This is a genomic window from Paramylibacter kogurei, assembly GCF_002742285.1.
Classification (GTDB): domain Bacteria; phylum Pseudomonadota; class Alphaproteobacteria; order Rhodobacterales; family Rhodobacteraceae; genus Amylibacter; species Amylibacter kogurei.
This window is the reverse complement of sequence record NZ_MDGM01000012.1, coordinates 307,683-324,676: the sequence shown is the minus strand read 5'-3', so window position 1 is coordinate 324,676 and position 16,994 is coordinate 307,683. Positions and strand designations below refer to the sequence as shown.

At 49.9% G+C, this 16,994-nt stretch carries 21 protein-coding genes; 12 read left to right on the top strand and 9 right to left on the bottom strand.

Annotation, left to right across the window (positions count from 1 at the left end):
• The 6 genes from BFP76_RS07035 to coxB all read right to left on the bottom strand — a co-directional run bounded on the left by BFP76_RS07035 (position 1) and on the right by coxB (position 4,300).
• A complete protein-coding gene (locus tag BFP76_RS07035; protein ID WP_099592452.1) occupies positions 1–696 on the bottom strand; it encodes an SURF1 family protein in 696 nt (231 codons plus the stop codon).
• Between the two features lie 69 nt (positions 697–765).
• The gene (locus BFP76_RS07030; RefSeq protein WP_099592451.1) at positions 766–1,608 is read right to left on the bottom strand and encodes a cytochrome c oxidase subunit 3; all 843 of its coding nucleotides are present in this window, start codon (positions 1,606–1,608) and stop codon (positions 766–768) included.
• 16 nt (positions 1,609–1,624) lie between these two features.
• Positions 1,625–2,209 carry a cytochrome c oxidase assembly protein gene (locus BFP76_RS07025; RefSeq protein WP_099593969.1) on the bottom strand — a complete coding sequence of 195 codons (585 nt, stop codon included), beginning with the start codon at positions 2,207–2,209 and terminating at the stop codon, positions 1,625–1,627.
• Positions 2,209–2,382 carry a hypothetical protein gene (locus tag BFP76_RS14645; protein ID WP_165775676.1) on the bottom strand — a complete coding sequence of 58 codons (174 nt, stop codon included), beginning with the start codon at positions 2,380–2,382 and terminating at the stop codon, positions 2,209–2,211. Before BFP76_RS14645 ends, BFP76_RS07025 begins: the two co-directional genes overlap by 1 nt.
• A 1-nt stretch (position 2,383) precedes the next feature.
• On the bottom strand, positions 2,384–3,319 hold the full coding sequence (gene cyoE, locus BFP76_RS07020; RefSeq protein WP_240513999.1) for a heme o synthase: 936 nt from the start codon (positions 3,317–3,319) through the stop codon (positions 2,384–2,386).
• A gap of 57 nt (positions 3,320–3,376) precedes the next feature.
• Positions 3,377–4,300, bottom strand: coding sequence for a cytochrome c oxidase subunit II (coxB, locus tag BFP76_RS07015; protein ID WP_099592449.1), 924 nt, complete (start codon positions 4,298–4,300; stop codon positions 3,377–3,379).
• A 176-nt stretch (positions 4,301–4,476) separates the two neighbouring features.
• On the opposite strand from coxB, the gene tldD reads away from it, so the two are divergent.
• The 8 genes from tldD to topA all read left to right on the top strand — a co-directional run bounded on the left by tldD (position 4,477) and on the right by topA (position 12,329).
• Positions 4,477–5,904, top strand: a complete 1,428-nt coding sequence (gene tldD, locus BFP76_RS07010) for a metalloprotease TldD (protein WP_099592448.1) — start codon at positions 4,477–4,479, stop codon at positions 5,902–5,904.
• A 142-nt stretch (positions 5,905–6,046) separates the two neighbouring features.
• Positions 6,047–6,496: a hypothetical protein gene (locus BFP76_RS07005; RefSeq protein WP_099592447.1), complete on the top strand. Its 450-nt coding sequence runs from the start codon at positions 6,047–6,049 to the stop codon at positions 6,494–6,496.
• Positions 6,489–7,157, top strand: a complete 669-nt coding sequence (locus BFP76_RS07000; RefSeq protein WP_099592446.1) for a hypothetical protein — start codon at positions 6,489–6,491, stop codon at positions 7,155–7,157. Before BFP76_RS07005 ends, BFP76_RS07000 begins: the two co-directional genes overlap by 8 nt.
• Positions 7,154–7,600 carry a hypothetical protein gene (locus tag BFP76_RS06995; protein ID WP_099592445.1) on the top strand — a complete coding sequence of 149 codons (447 nt, stop codon included), beginning with the start codon at positions 7,154–7,156 and terminating at the stop codon, positions 7,598–7,600. Before BFP76_RS07000 ends, BFP76_RS06995 begins: the two co-directional genes overlap by 4 nt.
• Positions 7,597–8,007: a hypothetical protein gene (locus BFP76_RS06990; RefSeq protein WP_099592444.1), complete on the top strand. Its 411-nt coding sequence runs from the start codon at positions 7,597–7,599 to the stop codon at positions 8,005–8,007. The genes BFP76_RS06995 and BFP76_RS06990 overlap by 4 nt, the downstream gene beginning before the upstream one ends.
• On the top strand, positions 8,004–8,588 hold the full coding sequence (locus BFP76_RS06985) for a hypothetical protein (RefSeq protein ID WP_099592443.1): 585 nt from the start codon (positions 8,004–8,006) through the stop codon (positions 8,586–8,588). Before BFP76_RS06990 ends, BFP76_RS06985 begins: the two co-directional genes overlap by 4 nt.
• Complete coding sequence (dprA, locus tag BFP76_RS06980; RefSeq protein ID WP_099592442.1) at positions 8,497–9,585, top strand: DNA-processing protein DprA; 1,089 nt, start codon at positions 8,497–8,499, stop codon at positions 9,583–9,585. The genes BFP76_RS06985 and dprA overlap by 92 nt, the downstream gene beginning before the upstream one ends.
• A gap of 110 nt (positions 9,586–9,695) precedes the next feature.
• Complete coding sequence (gene topA, locus BFP76_RS06975; RefSeq protein WP_099592441.1) at positions 9,696–12,329, top strand: type I DNA topoisomerase; 2,634 nt, start codon at positions 9,696–9,698, stop codon at positions 12,327–12,329.
• 16 nt (positions 12,330–12,345) lie between these two features.
• Here the strand turns inward: topA and BFP76_RS06970 are convergent, their stop codons facing one another.
• A complete protein-coding gene (locus tag BFP76_RS06970; RefSeq protein ID WP_099592440.1) occupies positions 12,346–13,110 on the bottom strand; it encodes a hypothetical protein in 765 nt (254 codons plus the stop codon).
• Between the two features lie 57 nt (positions 13,111–13,167).
• Positions 13,168–13,896: a response regulator gene (locus BFP76_RS06965; protein WP_099592439.1), complete on the bottom strand. Its 729-nt coding sequence runs from the start codon at positions 13,894–13,896 to the stop codon at positions 13,168–13,170.
• A gap of 144 nt (positions 13,897–14,040) precedes the next feature.
• Between BFP76_RS06965 and mce the strand changes: the two genes are divergently transcribed.
• The 4 genes from mce to BFP76_RS06945 all read left to right on the top strand — a co-directional run bounded on the left by mce (position 14,041) and on the right by BFP76_RS06945 (position 16,138).
• Entirely contained in the window at positions 14,041–14,445 is a 405-nt protein-coding gene (gene mce / locus BFP76_RS06960) for a methylmalonyl-CoA epimerase (protein WP_099592438.1), read from the top strand.
• 1 nt (position 14,446) lies between these two features.
• Complete coding sequence (locus tag BFP76_RS06955) at positions 14,447–14,719, top strand: DUF1467 family protein (RefSeq protein WP_099592437.1); 273 nt, start codon at positions 14,447–14,449, stop codon at positions 14,717–14,719.
• Between the two features lie 35 nt (positions 14,720–14,754).
• Positions 14,755–15,138, top strand: a complete 384-nt coding sequence (locus tag BFP76_RS06950; RefSeq protein ID WP_099592436.1) for a hypothetical protein — start codon at positions 14,755–14,757, stop codon at positions 15,136–15,138.
• 133 nt (positions 15,139–15,271) lie between these two features.
• Positions 15,272–16,138 carry a HEPN domain-containing protein gene (locus tag BFP76_RS06945; RefSeq protein ID WP_133117403.1) on the top strand — a complete coding sequence of 289 codons (867 nt, stop codon included), beginning with the start codon at positions 15,272–15,274 and terminating at the stop codon, positions 16,136–16,138.
• A 77-nt stretch (positions 16,139–16,215) separates the two neighbouring features.
• Here the strand turns inward: BFP76_RS06945 and BFP76_RS06940 are convergent, their stop codons facing one another.
• Entirely contained in the window at positions 16,216–16,893 is a 678-nt protein-coding gene (locus BFP76_RS06940) for an EI24 domain-containing protein (RefSeq protein ID WP_165775711.1), read from the bottom strand.
• Positions 16,894–16,994: the final 101 nt, after the last annotated feature.

Sequence of the window (16,994 nt, the reverse complement as noted above, 5' to 3'; positions counted from 1 at the left end):
TTACACGGTTTTGCGTTTAATACGCCAAAGCAGATAGAGTGTCATCCCAAACCATACCAGCGCCAGCGAAAACCATGTGATCGCATATTGCAAATGATCATTGGTGATATTCACGCTCACGGGTTGGGGTAACGTATCGCTAAATTCTGCCCCATCGGACAGCGTTGCTGATTGCAGCACCACCATAATCGGTGCGGTGTTGAAATTTTCAGACATGCGCGGCAAATCGCGTGCAAACCAGATGTTTTTGGTCAAATCGGGTTCGGGTGTGAATGCTGGATCCCATTCATTGGGCCAAATCAAATTGCCGATGATTTGCAATTCTTCACCGGTGCGCGGTGTATCTTTTGATTCCTCTAACACAAATCCCAGATCGACCAAAATGGGTTGGTTGTTCCAGATCGCCTCTGCCACCACACGAAACCCAGGACCCTTGAATTTGATTGAGGTCAGCACATGCATTTCGCGCCCTGTCAGGGTCGCGTTTAATTTCACACGCTGATAATTATTTACATCCTTGCTCAAGGGTTGCGGTAAATCAGCCAGCGCCACAGGATCGGCCGCCATGCGTGTTTCGATGGCATCAATGATGCCCAGCTTCCATTCCAGACGCTGCATCTGCCATAGCCCCAGCCAGAGCAACACCGCAATACCCGCCACGCCAAAGATCAGCGGTAAAATCATTCGTTTTGTCATTCATGCCCCACAAAAGCAAAAGCGCAGGGCAATCGCCCCACGCTTTCAAATCAGTTATCAATGGATGGTTCAGCCACCCCAGATGTAAACGGCTGCGAACAAGAACAACCATACAACATCAACAAAGTGCCAGTACCATGCAGCAGCTTCGAAACCAACGTGGCGTTCTTGGGTAAAGTGGCCTTTTAGCGCACGCGCCAAACATACCGCCAAGAAGATCGTACCGATGATCACGTGGAAACCGTGGAAACCTGTCGCCATGAAAAAGTTCGCGCCGTAAATGTTATCACGGAAGCTAAACGCAGCATGGCCATATTCGTATGCTTGGAACACGGTAAAGATCGCGCCCAAAACAATCGCGCCAACCAAGCCCCAAACCAAACCTTTGCGGTCATTTTCATGTGCCAATGCGTGGTGCGCCCATGTTGCGAAACAACCAGAGCACAACAAAATCAACGTGTTGATCAGCGGCAAATGCCAAGGATCAAATGTTTCAATCCCAACGGGTGGCCACACACCATCAATGGCGGGGGAACCTTCTGTCATTGGGTACATCGCATGTTTAAAGAATGACCAGAACCAAGCGGCGAAGAACATCACCTCTGACATGATGAACATGATCACGCCGTAACGCAGACCAATCACAACAACCGGTGTGTGATCACCAACATGGGATTCTTTGACAACCTCTGACCACCAGCCGAACATGGTGTATAACACCATCACAAGGCCAAGAATGAACAACCAAGGTGACATTGGAATGCCAACAAATGTTACCGGATCATTGCCACGCCCCAAATGGTGCGATGCCAAAACAGCACCAAACAACATTGTAAATGCGCTTAACGCACCAAATGCCGGCCAAATGCTGGGTTGAAGAATGTGATAGTCGTGATTTTTTTCATGCGCCATGAATCAAGTTCCCTTGTTATTGAGCCGCTTTTACTTGGCTTTTATCGTCCGTGGCAAGACTTGCTTGTGTATTGGGTAAATCTGTCACATGGAATGTGTAAGATAAAGTGATGGATTTGATCAGTTTCGCCTCTGCATCGTCTTTGATTTCAGGGTCAACAAAGAATGTGACGGGCATTTGCACCCGCTCTCCAGGTTGCAAAACCTGCATTTCAAAACAAAAACAATCAATTTTCGTGAAATACCCGCCTGCAATGTATGGATAAACATTGTAGCTGGCCGTTCCTGCGATGGGTTTATCGGTTGGGTTATAAGCCTCGTAAAATGCCAAACCCGTTTCACCAATTTTGATTTTCATCTTGCGTTCAATGGGTTTGAATTCCCATGGCATGCCTGCCTCTAGCGAACCATCAAAACGAATATTCATGGTTTCGTCCAAGATTTCGTCACTTTTTTGCACCGCAACCTGTGTCACGCCACCAAAACCCGTAACCCGACAAAACCAATCATAAAAAGGCACAGCCGCAAAAGACATTGCCAACATGAATGCGGCGACCCCCAAGAAACGAAATGCGATTTTATTGTTTTGGTTCATTGCCATCATTCGGCCTGTGTTGTTGTTGCGTTTTCAGATTGAACGCGCTTTGCTTCGCCAACCATCTTAGAAATGGTAATGGCAAAAACCAACAGGACAAAAGCGCCCAATACAACACCCAATGTCAGATTGGTTTTGCCCCGGCGTTTATGTACTTCGTGATCTTTTCGTATCGTCATTTTATATCCAAACGGGCCAAGCGCCCCATGTAAGGTTCAGCCCGCGCAAGGCGGCCTCTATCAACAGTGCGAAAAACAGTGCAAACAGATATAACAGCGAAAATTTAAATACGCCGCGCTCTGCTGCGTAATCATCACCTGTGGCGATATCTTCGCTGCGATTGAATAATCCCCAAGCACCGCGCAAAAAGCCCACGCTTAATATCACCGCAGCGGCAAAATACACCGGGCCACCAATGCTGGTAAACGCAATGGCCAATGTGATCGGCGTCAACAATACCGTATAGATCAGGATTTGTTTGCGTGTGTATGGTTTGCCATGGGTGACAGTCATCATTGGAACACCCGCCGCAGAATAATCATGGTTCATGAACAATGCCAGCGACCAAAAATGGGGTGGAGTCCACATAAATATCAACGAAAACATCAATACGCTTTCTACTGAAACGCCACCCGTTGCCGCAGCCCATCCCACCATCGGAGGAAATGCACCCGCCGCACCACCAATCACGATGTTTTGCGGGGTCGAGCGTTTCAACCACATTGAATAGACCACAGCATAGAAAAAAATGGTGAATGCCAATAATCCCGCGGCAACCCAATTGGATGTCAGCCCCAGCATCCCAACCGCCAGCACCGACAACCATAACCCCATGATCAATGCATTGCTTGGCGTCACGCGCCCTGCGGGAATGGGGCGGCCTTGGGTGCGTTTCATGATCTGGTCGATATCCGCATCCCACCACATGTTTAATGCACCAGATGCACCCGCGCCCAGCGCGATAAACAATACAGCAGAAAATGCCAAAACGGGATTCATGGAAACGGGTGCCACCAGCAAACCAACCGCAGCCGTGAAAACCACCAGCGACATCACGCGGGGTTTCAACAATGCAAAAAAGTCGCCGAATTCGGCGTCATACGATTGATCTGTCACGGTTATTCTCGCCTAAATAGCAGCGCGGACAGGCGATAAACCTGTCCGCAATAGGGATTAGTTTGCAGATGCAACTTTCACGTCACGCGGGATGCCCGCATATTCTTCGATCGCGCCATCCAACCAGTTTTCATATGCTTCTTCGCTCACAACTTTGACTGTGATTGGCATATATGTGTGGTCCTTGCCGCACAATTCTGAACACTGGCCGAAATAGACGCCCTCTTTGTCGGCTTTGAACCAAAGCTCTGCCAAACGACCGGGAACCGCGTCTTGTTTCACGCCAAATGCTGGGATTGTCCAAGAATGGATCACATCCGAACCTGTCACCTGAACAACAATGGTTTTACCAACTGGTACAACAACGGCTGTATCAGTTGCCAACAAGAATTCGTCTTCGCTGTAACCTTTGTCTGCCAGCAATGTTTTCACGGATGGAGACAGTTTGAATTCATCGCCTTCTGTGCCTTCTGGCATGGTCGCAGGATGACCCAACATATAGCTATCGAACCCAAAACCGTGATCCACATATTCATGTGTCCAATACCATTGGTTACCAATTGCTTTGATGGTGATGTCCGCTTCTGGAATGAATTGTTGTTTTTTCAACAAACCCAAGCTTGGCCCAACCATAAAGATCAGAACAATCACCGGAATAAACGTCCATGCGATTTCGATTGCAGTGTTATGCGTGAAGGTCGCAGGTGTTGGATTGCGACGACGGTTGTAACGTACAATCACCCAAGCCAGCAACAATGTGACGAAAATTGAAATGACTGTAATGATAATCAACAGGAAATTATCCATCCAGTGGATATCGCGCGCAATCTCTGTTGCTGCGGGCTGCCAGCCCATCGCACCATCAACAGGTTTACCAATTGATTCCAAACCTTGCAGAGAATCTTGTGCCAGTGCACTCCCTGCCACCAATACACCTGCCAGTGTTGCGCCAAATCTATTCAAAACCTTTGAAATCGCCATGCGTCCGATCCTGTCATTCTTGGCTGTTTTAGCCATTTTTCGGGGCTCTTACAATGTAACAAGAGAATCCCCAGTTGTTTCCTTGGCCTGAAAAACCATAATAAGGGCAAAAGAACAAGTATTCCCTTTGCGGCATTGCGCCGCTTTTGGTCAATTTTATCAAAAGGACAGCCCAAATGAACAAGCAAACAGCGCCCTTTCGCCCGTTTGAAACCAATATTGATGAAAAAGCTGCCCTTAAAACGCTTCAAGATGCGGTGGCAGGTGCCGATGATGGCGAACTATTTTTGGAAAGGCGCAAATCAGAGGCATTGGTATTCGATGATGGCCGCCTCAAAAACGCAAGCTACAACGCATCAGAGGGTTTTGGCCTTCGCGCTGTGCGCGGTGAAACCGCTGGATATGCACATTCCACGACAATGACAGAATCCGCACTGAAACGTGCCGCAGAAACGGCGCGCCTCGCGGTTGGCGCGGGGGGTGCTACGCTCGCCGCTGCACCACAGGCAACCAATCAACGGCTTTACACCGATGCCGATCCAATGGCCGATGCAGAATTTTCTGTCAAAATCGAAACCCTGAAAGAGATCGATGATTTCACCCGAACCCTTGATAAACGCGTGGTGCAGGTTAGCGCGACAATCGCTGCCAGCTTGCAAGAGGTTGAAATCATGCGACCAGAGGGTACAATTTTGCGCGATGTGCGCCCCATGACCCGCCTTAATGTCAGCGTCATCGTTGAACAAAACGGGCGGCGCGAAAGCGGATCCGCAGGCGGCGGTGGCCGCTACTTGCTTTCCCCACTTTTGCAATCTGATCACTGGCAAAAAACCGCGAAAGAGGCATTGCGCATCGCGCTGGTCAATCTTGATGCCGAACCCGCCCCCGCAGGTGTCTTTGACGTCGCCCTTGGCAATGGCTGGCCAGGTATCTTGCTTCACGAAGCGGTTGGTCACGGGTTAGAGGGCGATTTTAACCGCAAAAAAACCTCTGCCTTTGCAGGGTTGATGGGCAAACAAGTCGCCGCCAAAGGTGTCACCGTCCTTGATGATGGCACCATCCCCGATCGTCGTGGCTCCATCAGCTTTGATGACGAAGGTACACAATCACAAAAAAACACCCTGATCGAAGACGGCATTCTGGTGGGGTATATGCAAGATCGCCAAAATGCCCGCCTGATGGGTGTTGCCCCAACAGGCAATGGACGGCGCGAAAGCTATGAACACGCCCCAATGCCGCGCATGACCAATACATACATGGAAGGTGGCAATGCCAACCCCGCCGATATCGTCGCCGATATCAAGGATGGCATCTATGCCGTTGGATTTGGCGGTGGTCAGGTTGATATCACCAATGGCAAATTCGTCTTTTCCTGCACCGAGGCTTATCGCGTCAAAAATGGCAAGATCGGCGCACCGGTCAAGGGCGCCACATTAATCGGTGATGGTGCAACTGCCCTGAAACATATCCGCGCAATTGGCAACGATATGGCGCTTGATCCGGGCATGGGCAATTGTGGCAAGGCGGGCCAATGGGTGCCCGTTGGCGTGGGTCAACCAACATTGTTGATCGGCGGCCTCACCGTGGGTGGTTCGCAAACCTAAGACCTTTACCTCCATTTTGTAAAAATATCCGCGCCGCAGGCATTCGCCCCGACAGGGGCTTTTGTCGTCGGGGCAACGCCCCGTCTGTGATTTTAGTTGCGAATGACTCGCAATTTGTCAATCGCACCCTATATTATAAGGCATGAACAGACGTCAATTTACAAAATCCATCCTTGCCACAGGTGGCGTACTCGCCGCCCCAGCGCGGCTTGCCATCGGTGCGATGGGCGTATCACCTGCGGCTGCATATGCCGCCAAAACAGGGCTTGATCCCTATGGTATGGCCGGGTTTGCCGCGCGTATTCACGATAATCTGACGCTGGATACATTCACCCACAACTATTCCTTCCCACCCGATGTGGCGACAGAATTGATGCAACATCTGATCAAATCAAACATCGTTGCCCCTGCCAATGCGCAGGGTGTGTTCAAGGCGATTGATTATTTCGACACACCAGCACCTGTTCAAAACATTGCATCGGATCAACCCAAATTGCGCAAAACACTTTCGCGCATGAAACGCCATTTTGATCCTGACAATACGCTTGATCAAACGACCGACCCGACCACAGAGCCTGATACAGATGAATAGACGCCAATTTTCCCAATCCATTGCCGCGCTTTTTGCAACACCTGCATTGCCAGCGGCAGCACTCGCAACACCTGTTACACAAACCGTTGTACCCAATATGGCTTATTGTTGGGCGGATTATCTGACACGGATGCACAAGGTTTGCAGCCCCCAAATGCTCGCACCATTTTTACGTGTCGATCAAAACGCAGCAAAGATCATTCATGCACAATTGGTTGCTGAAAACTATCTCACGGCATCTGGTGCGGCACATCCCAATCTGATTGCACGTCAACCAAAATCCATACCTCGCGCATCGACTCAAACAATTGAACGATCACAACCAACCAAGCGTGTTAAATCAACAAAGCTAACAAACACCGATCACACCGCTCGCGATGCAACACAGGATGACATTCCTGCACTCATCGAAATTTGGGATCGCAACAGCGATCAAACCTGCGATGACATAGAAACATATCTTTACGATCACCTCATGAATACCATCGTGATTGGTGCAATTGGTGCGCCCGTTGGATTTTATGTCCATGACGAAACATCAGTGTGTCATCTGTTGGCACAAAGCGATGCCGCCATGACGGCGCTTTGCGATCATGCGGATGACGCGGGTCTCATTTGTGAAATCGGGACCGCAATCGCCGATCAGGATGCTACACAATGAACCGGCGCCAATTCACCCAAGGGCTTGGCGCGCTCGCATCCGCGCCAATAAAACCGCTGTCTTTGGGCATGGGCGGTATTGCGCAATCAAACCTGTATGAACGCGCCGTACACTATGCAAATCTGTGGGATCGTGCCGCACCTGAAATGTTTATGGGTGTTTTAAAAACAAGCGAAGATGAAACGCTTTCCATCATCGCACGGCTCCAATCAGAAAATGTCATTTCCGTGCCAGATGAAAACGGGTTCGTGCGTGCCGTTGCACCTTATTGGAAATTATCAGATGCAACATTGCGTGTTGCACAACAAAGTGCGGCCAGCCTATCAAAAGTTGCCCATAAAACCGATATCAAATCCACGCTTGAACGGATCATCGATGCACCAGAAGATGTGGATATTGAACCTGTTGAAACACCACCTTCTGTACCAGAGGAAAACGCATGAACCGCCGCCAATTTTCGCTTGCTCTTGGTGCCAGCGCTGCATTACCCAATATGCCGCTCGCATCCTCTGCGCCCACAATAAAAACGCTTGGCGCAAAATCGGCGCAATATGCGCATCTGTGGGGGCGTGGCATCGCACAGGCCCGCCCAGACATTAGTGCGAAAACGCTTTCTTCTATTTTGCAAATATCCGAAACTGCCGCACAGGACGTGATGCAGCATCTGATCAAAACCAATGTGATCACCACAACCAAAGCCAAGGGCGTTTATCAAACGATCCGCCCAAACAATGGTATGATCAATCACTTTGGCAATAAATTCGATCCATCGGATATTCAAAAACTGGCGCAACGTGTGATCAATGAGCCAGATGAAACAAAAATTGCGCCAATGGAGGAATGCGAATGAACCGCCGTCAATTCACCCAATCACTTGCCGCATTGATCAGTGCACCCGCCATTCCCAGCGCAGCACTTGCAAAAACCGCGACGACAACGCCGCTTCATATGTTTCAACACCCCTATAGCTGGGCCGCATTCACTGCGCGCATCCATGACAAGGCATCCCCTGCGATGTTCAAACGCCAATTGGCGCTGTCTGATGAAATGGCACAACATGTTTATGATGTCCTGCTCAAGGAAAATGTCATCACACTGCCCGATGCGATGGGTGTCAGCAAAACATTGCAACCATTTGGGCGATCCGCAAAGCGTGTCGCGCATATGGCGACGCAACAATTGGAACAAGGTTCAACAAATTCGAAACTTCGCGATGGTGTGGACAAGATTTTGAATGATGATTCATCCGAAATTGAGTCAGATGATTCAAACTCTGTTAACCATCAGGTGACAAAGTTGGATCATGAGCGAACGATTCCACAAAATACCGCCGAGCCAGATGCCGAAATCCGTGAAGGATCAGATCAACTGGCTCCGTCTGACACGATCACGCCGGGTGGGACCCGCGACATTCGTTCGCCTATTGAATGAATATGAATCGGTTGATGCGGCACTTGACGCATTGCCAAATATCGCACGTGATGCTGGTGTTTCAAAATACACTACTTGCGGGTATTCGGTTGCCGAACGCGAATTTGATGCGGGGCGCCATTTGGGATTTACCCCATTGTTTCTGGGCCACCCCGATTATCCGACATTATTAAACGAAGCACCCGACGCCCCACCATTTTTATGGGCACAGGGGAATATCGCGCTTGGGCGGCGCGATGTCGTGGGCATGGTAGGTGCGCGCAACGCATCATCATTGGGGCGGCGCATTGCGGGCAATATCGCACGCGAATTGGGCGAGGCTGGCGTTTGTGTTGCATCCGGTCTTGCCCGTGGAATCGATGCCGCCGCTCATGGCGCAAGCTTAGCAACAGGCACCATCGCGGTTCAGGCGGGCGGGCTTGATGTGATCTATCCCAAGGAAAACGAGGCATTAACAGATGATATCGCAAAAATGGGTTTGCGATTGTCCGAACAACCCATCGGGTTGATCCCACAGGCACGCCATTTCCCACAGCGCAATCGGATCATTGCAGGTGTTTCATCCGCTATCGTCGTCGTCGAAGGCGCTGCCAGATCGGGCAGCTTAATCACCGCACGCATCGCCGCCGAATTGGGGCGCGAGGTGATGGCCGTGCCGGGCAACCCAATGGATGGTCGTGCTACAGGGTGTAATATTTTGATCCGCGAAGGTGCGACATTAATCCGAAGTGGCGCGGATATTCTTGAATCACTCAACCGCCCCGCACAATCACAAATGGCATTTGCCGAACCGCCCGCCCCTGAAATTCCGCGCCTCTCTGCGCGTCAAATCGCAGATCGCATTTTAAATCTGCTTGGCCCCTCTGCCGTGTCTGAGGATGATGTCATTCGCGACACGGGTCTGCCAACCAATTCTGTTTCCCCTCAAATCACGGCACTTGAAATCAAGGGCGATATATCGCGACACCCCGGCGGTAAACTGGCAAGAAAGGCATAAATCGCCCTGCTTCAAATCTTATTTTTATCCGCCCCATTGACATTACACCGATAACCAACACATGTTCCGCGCCCATACCCTATGGCCAAATTCGCTTAAAGGAATCAGTTATGCCTGTTGTTGTTGTCGAGTCTCCTGCCAAAGCAAAGACCATTAATAAATACCTTGGCAAAGACTATACCGTGCTTGCCTCTTATGGTCATGTGCGTGATCTGCCGCCCAAGGATGGATCGGTGGATACAGACAATAATTTCGACATGAAATGGGAGGTCGCAACCGACAGCCGCAAACATGTCAAAGCAATTGCAGATGCGCTCAAGGGCGATGACGAACTGATCCTCGCAACCGACCCTGACCGCGAAGGCGAAGCTATCAGTTGGCATCTGGAAGAAACGCTTCGCAAACGCAAAGCGATCAAAAAATCCACATCCGTAAGCCGCGTTGTATTCAACGCCATCACCAAAACCGCCGTAACCGAAGCGATGAAAAATCCCCGCGCCGTGGATATGGAACTGGTCGAGGCTTACCTGGCACGCCGTGCACTTGATTATTTGGTGGGCTTTAACCTGTCGCCTGTTTTGTGGCGCAAATTGCCCGGTTCAAAATCCGCAGGGCGCGTGCAATCCGTTTGTCTGCGTTTGATTGTTGAACGCGAAATGGAAATCGAAAAATTCAAACCGCGCGAATATTGGTCTGTGAAAACCACGCTCACCAATTCGCGTGGTCAGGATTTTGATGCCAGCTTGCGCCTGCTTGCGGGTAAAAAGCTTGAAAAATACGATCTTGAAAACGAGGTCAGCGCCGAAATGGCCGTACAGGCCGTCACATCACGCGATTTGTCAGTGCAATCGGTCGAAAGCAAACCCGCCAATCGCAACCCATCTGCACCATTCATGACATCAACTCTGCAACAAGAGGCAAGCCGCAAATTCGGTTTTGGCGCGCGCCAAACCATGTCTACTGCGCAACGTTTGTACGAAGCGGGGCATATCACATATATGCGTACCGATGGCATCGACATGGCCCCCGAGGCCGTGAGCGAAGCACGCGATGCGATCCAAGGTCTCTATGGCAAAGATTTTGTGTCCGCCACGCCGCGCATCTATAAAAACAAGGCGAAAAACGCACAAGAGGCGCACGAATGTATCCGCCCAACCGTGATGGCCGCCACGCCAGAAAGCCTTTCAAAACTAGAGGCGGATCAACGCAAATTATACGATCTGATCTGGAAGCGCACATTGGCCAGCCAGATGGCATCGGCCAAAATTGAGCGCACCACCGTTGATATCGGATCAGATGATGGTCAGGTCGGCCTGCGCGCCACTGGTCAGGTCATCACATTCGAAGGTTTCCTTAAGGTTTACGAAGAAGGGCGCGATGATGATGCGGTGATTGATGATGATGACAAGCGTTTGCCACAGCTTTCCAATGGCGAGGCTTGCGCGAAAAAATCCGTAACGCCGAACCAGCATTTTACCCAGCCACCGCCCCGCTATACCGAGGCAACGTTGGTTAAACGCATGGAAGAATTGGGCATCGGTCGCCCGTCAACATATGCATCAATCGTCACCACAATTCAAACGCGCGAATATGTACGCAAAGAAAAAAACCGCCTGATTGCCGAGGATAAAGGGCGATTGGTGATCGCGTTTTTGGAAAACTATTTCCGCCAATATGTGGGGTATAACTTTACCGCCCAGCTGGAAGAAGAGCTTGATGAAATTTCCGCAGGCGAAGCGAACTATATTGATGTGTTAACCCGTTTCTGGCGTGATTTTTCCGCTGCAATCGGTGAAACCGCCGATTTGCGCATCACTGAAGTGTTGGAAAAAATCAACGAGGTTTTGGAACCACATTTGTTCCCCCCAACCGAGGATGGATCGGACCCACGCGTTTGTAAAACCTGTGGCACGGGCCGTTTGTCGATGCGCACCGCACGTTCGGGCGGCGCTTTCATTGGGTGTTCGAATTACCCCGAATGCCGCTACACCCGTCCATTGGCAGGTGAACTTGAGGGCGGCGATATCGCTGGCCCCGATGGCAAACCACTTGGGCTTGATGATGATGGCGAAACCATCACATTGCGCACGGGTCGTTTTGGCCCCTATGTTCAGCGCGGCAATGCGACCGATGAAATCCCAAAACCACCACGCGCATCCATCCCCAAAGGTTCGGATCTAAGCGAGGTCACATTGGAACGCGCATTGCAATTGTTATCCTTGCCGCGCAAGGTTGGCGATCACCCTGATGGCGGTACAATCACCGCCGCAATCGGGCGTTTTGGCCCCTATGTCATGTGGGAAAAACCACTGGAAGAGGGCAAAAAAACCGCACAAAAAATCTATGCCAATATGAAAGACCCAGAAGAGGTGTTTACCGTTGGCATGAACCGTGCGGTGGAATTGATCACCGAAAAGGCCAATAAAACGGGGCGCGGTGCGGCGGCGACACCACTCAAAGAATTGGGCGAACACCCAACCGAAGGTGGCCCGGTCAATGTCATGGACGGGCGTTATGGCCCCTATGTGAAATGGGCCAAGGTCAATGCAACCTTGCCAAAGGATATTGAACCTGGCGATGTGACAATGGAAAAGGCTGTGGAATTGATCACCGAAAAGGCAGGCAAGGCAAAACCTGCACGCAAGAAAGCCGCGCCCAAGAAAAAAGCAGCAGCCAAGAAAAAGCCAGCCGCAAAAAAAGCGGCCCCCAAAAAGGCCGCTTCAAAAACCAAAGCCGCGGAATAATTCCCGCGGCTTGCGCTTACTCCACGCTGCGCCCTTCAATGCAAAATCCATAAATGGTTGTTGCAAGAGACAATCCCACCATTGTCGCAACCCATTGAAACGCGCCCATTACGATCAAGCCAATCACGTTCGAAGGCAAGATTGATTGCAAAACCGCCCCGCAGATATTGATCAACAACGCCATCAATACAGCCGCGACAAAAATATCTTTGCTATGTTCATCAGTTTGTTCCCAAGCGTATATAAATGACATGTTTTCATCAATCGCCGTGGCGGGTAACACCAAAGACAATCGCATAACTATCCAAATTAAAAACGCCAACACCGCAATCATTCCGATTCCAGACAGAATTGCGGATACTTGTCCAATCAGCACAACTATCGTGACTGGGATGATTGCGATCAATACAAGTAAAATTCCCAGTAATATCGATTTCCAGATATACGAAATCACACGCGAAAAACTCCACGGTGGCACAGCACCTTTGGTGTAATCTTCCAGCAACACAAAACGATGCCATGCAACCGCGATCCAAGCCAGTGACAACATAGAAATAACACCCGCGAGCAAGACTGTTAAATGGCCACTCATTGAACGCGCGGCAACATATCTGGGATCTTGCAAACGATCCATGTCAAAACTGTCGGTAACGGATACCAACAATACGGTTACTATCACAAACTGCACGATGTAAATCACCGCGCTCACGCGCACCGCATCATCCAAATTATCACCAACCATTCCGATTGATTTTTTAAAAATATTTATACCCGTTTCCATTTCATACCTCTATTTTTCGGGCAATTATAGGTTGCGTGTCACAAAATCCAAGTGCAATCAGGCGGGCACAGCCGCTAAACGCCCGCGCAACATATGTTGCACCTCTTGGCCGATATTTTGCCAACCCTGCCCCGTCAATCGCGCACCAAATCGCGTGGCGATGTCCATCAATTCTTGATCATGCGCAACGCGTGCGACGGATTGCAAAAACTGGGCGGTGTATTGCAACACCTCTTGATCCGCGCGGACCATCGCGGCATCCATCATCTCGGCAATATCACGCAAATCTTCGTGATAAGCATCCGCATCTGGTTCCACCGCATTGCCCGCCACACGCGGAACAAATGCCGCCGATTTTTCCGCGACATCCAAAACGGATAAAACCGTTTGCTGAAACCCTGCCAAATCAAAAAACGGTTTTTCAATGAATTGCGCCGCACCCGATGCAATCGCATCACCGCGCAAATCATCCGCACCGCTCATGGCGATCACGCTTGGCGCCGCTTGACCAATCGCGGCCATTTCCTTGATGAAATCCAAACCCGATCCATCAGGCAGCCCCATATCAACGATCACCACATCGGGGCGGTAAATGCGGATATGTTTGCGCGCTGATTCCAGACAATCCGCACGGCGCAATCGCGCACCGCTGCGAATGGCCAACAGGCGCACCGCATCGGCGAAATAACGGCTGTCTTCTACCAGCAGAATCGTCAACCCCAACAAGGGGCGTTTGGCGGTTCTGCGCGGGGCTAAACAATTGTCATCATTGGCAAAATCTTCCATTTTGGGCACCCTCTCTAAATTTCTGATTAATTGATATAAAACAAACAGAATCCTAACATCGCCCTAACGCCGCGCGGATTTGCCCGCCTAATTCCCTTGCAAGCCTAAATCCATTCGGCCTAGATAGCGCCAAAGGAGACCACCATGATCGGACGATTAAACCACGTGGCCATTGCAGTGCCCGATTTGAACAGCGCGATGGCGATGTATCGCGAAACGTTGGGCGCGGATGTGGCAGAGCCGTTTGATCAACCCGAACACGGTGTGACAGTGGTGTTCATCACCCTGCCCAACACGAAGATAGAGCTGATCCATCCACTGGGTGATGACAGCCCGATCAATAATTTTCTGGCCAAAAACCCCGATGGCGGCATCCACCATATGTGTTACGAGGTTGGCGATATCATCGCTGCGCGGGATCAATTGATCGCCAATGGCGCACGCGTTCTTGGCAATGGCGAACCCAAAATCGGGGCGCATGGCAAACCCGTGCTGTTTCTGCACCCCAAAGATTTCAACGGCACGTTGATCGAACTGGAACAGGTGTAACATGACCATTAGCGCATCACTCGTCCTGCTTGCCGTGACTTGGTTTATGATCCTGTTTATCGTGCTGCCCATTCGGTTGAAATCACAAGGCGAGGATAACAATGTTGTCCCCGGCACATCGGCAAGCGCCCCTGCCGATCCACAGATCAAGAAACGCATGTTGATTACCACGCTGATCACCATCCCTGTTTGGCTGTTTCTGGTCTGGCTAATTTCGTCTGGTTTGATCACATCCGAACAAATGGACATTTACAATATCATTGAATCCAACTAGGGGCAGGTGGAAACCTCTGTTCAAAGGAACATAACATGTCTGTACTTACCGAAGGCGATATCGTCGTACTCGTCTCTGGCTCGCCACGTTTGGCAGTCGAAAAAATCACTGGCAAAGCCATCTCTGTTGTTTGGATCAACGAAGGCAGCGTCAATCGCGATACATTCGATATCGCATTGATCCGCAAATGGGAGGCCCCAGCAGGGGGCGACCGTGGCGGTGACCGCGGCGGTTTCAAGGGTGGCGATCGCGGTGGTGATCGTGGTGGATTCAAAGGCGGTGATCGCGGCGGCAAAGGCGGCTTTAAGGGCGGTGATCGCGGTGGTGATCGTGGCGGCGACAAAGGTCGCGGCAAACCGTTTGAAGGCAAAAGCTTTGACAAACCCAACAAAGACAAATCATTCTTTCGCAAAGATTGATCCGTTGGGCGCGGGAACGCGCGGGTAAAGGAATAGGAAACGGCTAAGGGAAACCTTGGCCGTTTTTTTGTTTTGGTTATTGGGATAACTTCACCAAAAAAATATGAAGTCCTTTTTTGCGGAGTATTCACACATGCCGTTGCACAGTTTGAACCACTTTAAGTCAGTATTTATTTACGATATTTTCATTCAGCCAGCGGATCAAAATTATCTTACAGCCCGCTTTTTACGAGTAATCGGAATGCACCAAGATTTTTTCTGGCACGCTCAACAAACATTGGAAAAACTCTTCAAAGCTGGATTAGTTTTGAATGGCGTTTCTGTGAAATCGAAATCCCATGAGTTAACAAAACTACTGCCGATTTACGAGGAAACTTTGGGATCTGATGCATTTAATTCTTTTGATAAACCCAAGAAGCTCAAAGCAGAACTGTGGAGCGATACGTCCGTTAAAGATTTTGTCACCAAAATTTCCGCTCTTGGAAGCGCCGATGCAAGATATGGTTTGGTTGGTTATCAAAGCTCCAAAGATGATTTGTTCAAGTTGGATCAATTGGTATTCAAATTACGTCAAAGAACCATGGGACTCGATTGGGTCATTGGTGAGGACTTTCGAGCCGAAGAAAATCTCCAACATTTCAATGGCAAAACCTATCGAGAATTTATTGAACAAAATCCAACTGAACAAATCAGACACTTAAGCATTCCGTATCAAGAATTGAAAAGTATCGGAGAGAATACGCAAGACCTTTTCCATGCTTGGAATTTTGAATTTCAAAGAAAGTCTTCCGATATCGACAAAATTGCTCCTGGAGCCATTGCTCCCGAACTAGCATTTAGTCTTTCTCGTATAGATGCCCTACTGCAGAATATTGAAGCGTTTGACGGCTTCGATAAAGAATTTGTACCCGAGGGCTTTAAATGGCTTTTGGACAATGTGAAGGTAAGTAGTCATTGGAAAAAAATGATAGAAACCTACTTATCCGAAAGTAAGAAATGAGCCAAGCCACCCGCCCCCCATCTGTCCGCCACGTGTCCCCCATTTGTCCGACGGATGTCCTACACCCAAAATCGGGGCTATTTCGCGGTGTTGATACGGTGGAACAGATGGGTAAATGTGGCCACACCTAGCACGGGGATGAACAGGTTTATGAACGGAACCGACAGCGGCACCGCCATCAAAAACCCTGCCAGAAAAATCTGAAATCGGTGTTTTTTGCGCATCGCATTTGCGCCCACACGGCCCAGTTTTCGCATCGCGACAAGTTGGAAATATTCACGCCCCAATAACATCCCATTCACCGCCCAAAACAGGATCGGTGCAATCGGTGTGAATATCAAATACAGCACCAACGCGCACAGGTTCACCACCACCAACAGCGCCAAAAATTTCGTGCTATCAATCAGCATATCCATGAACGGCACGGGGGTCACATCCGCAAGCGCTGGGTAATGTTTATCCTCCACCGCATCGGCCACTTGTTCCAAAAAGAACCCCGTGAAAATTGATGCCACAGGCACCATTAAAAACACCGACATGCCGATCATTGCGAACAGGATAAAGCCAGACAACAGGCTGCTTAGCCACGCAATTTCGCCCACCCACGGCAGGCTAATCGTATCGGGTAAAATCCATTGCACGCCCATGGTCACGGCCGCCAGCAACGCAATCGTCAACGCCACGCCATATCCCATGACGCGCAAAAATCGGCTATCGTTTAATTGTGAAATGGCTTTCTGAAAATCGCTGAATATCATCGGTTTCATCCTTTGTTAAAATGCAACCTAATCCTTATTCGCAAAATTTCCAGCAATGACTTGCCCAAAGTTTTGTGATCGGGCAAGTCTTTGATATC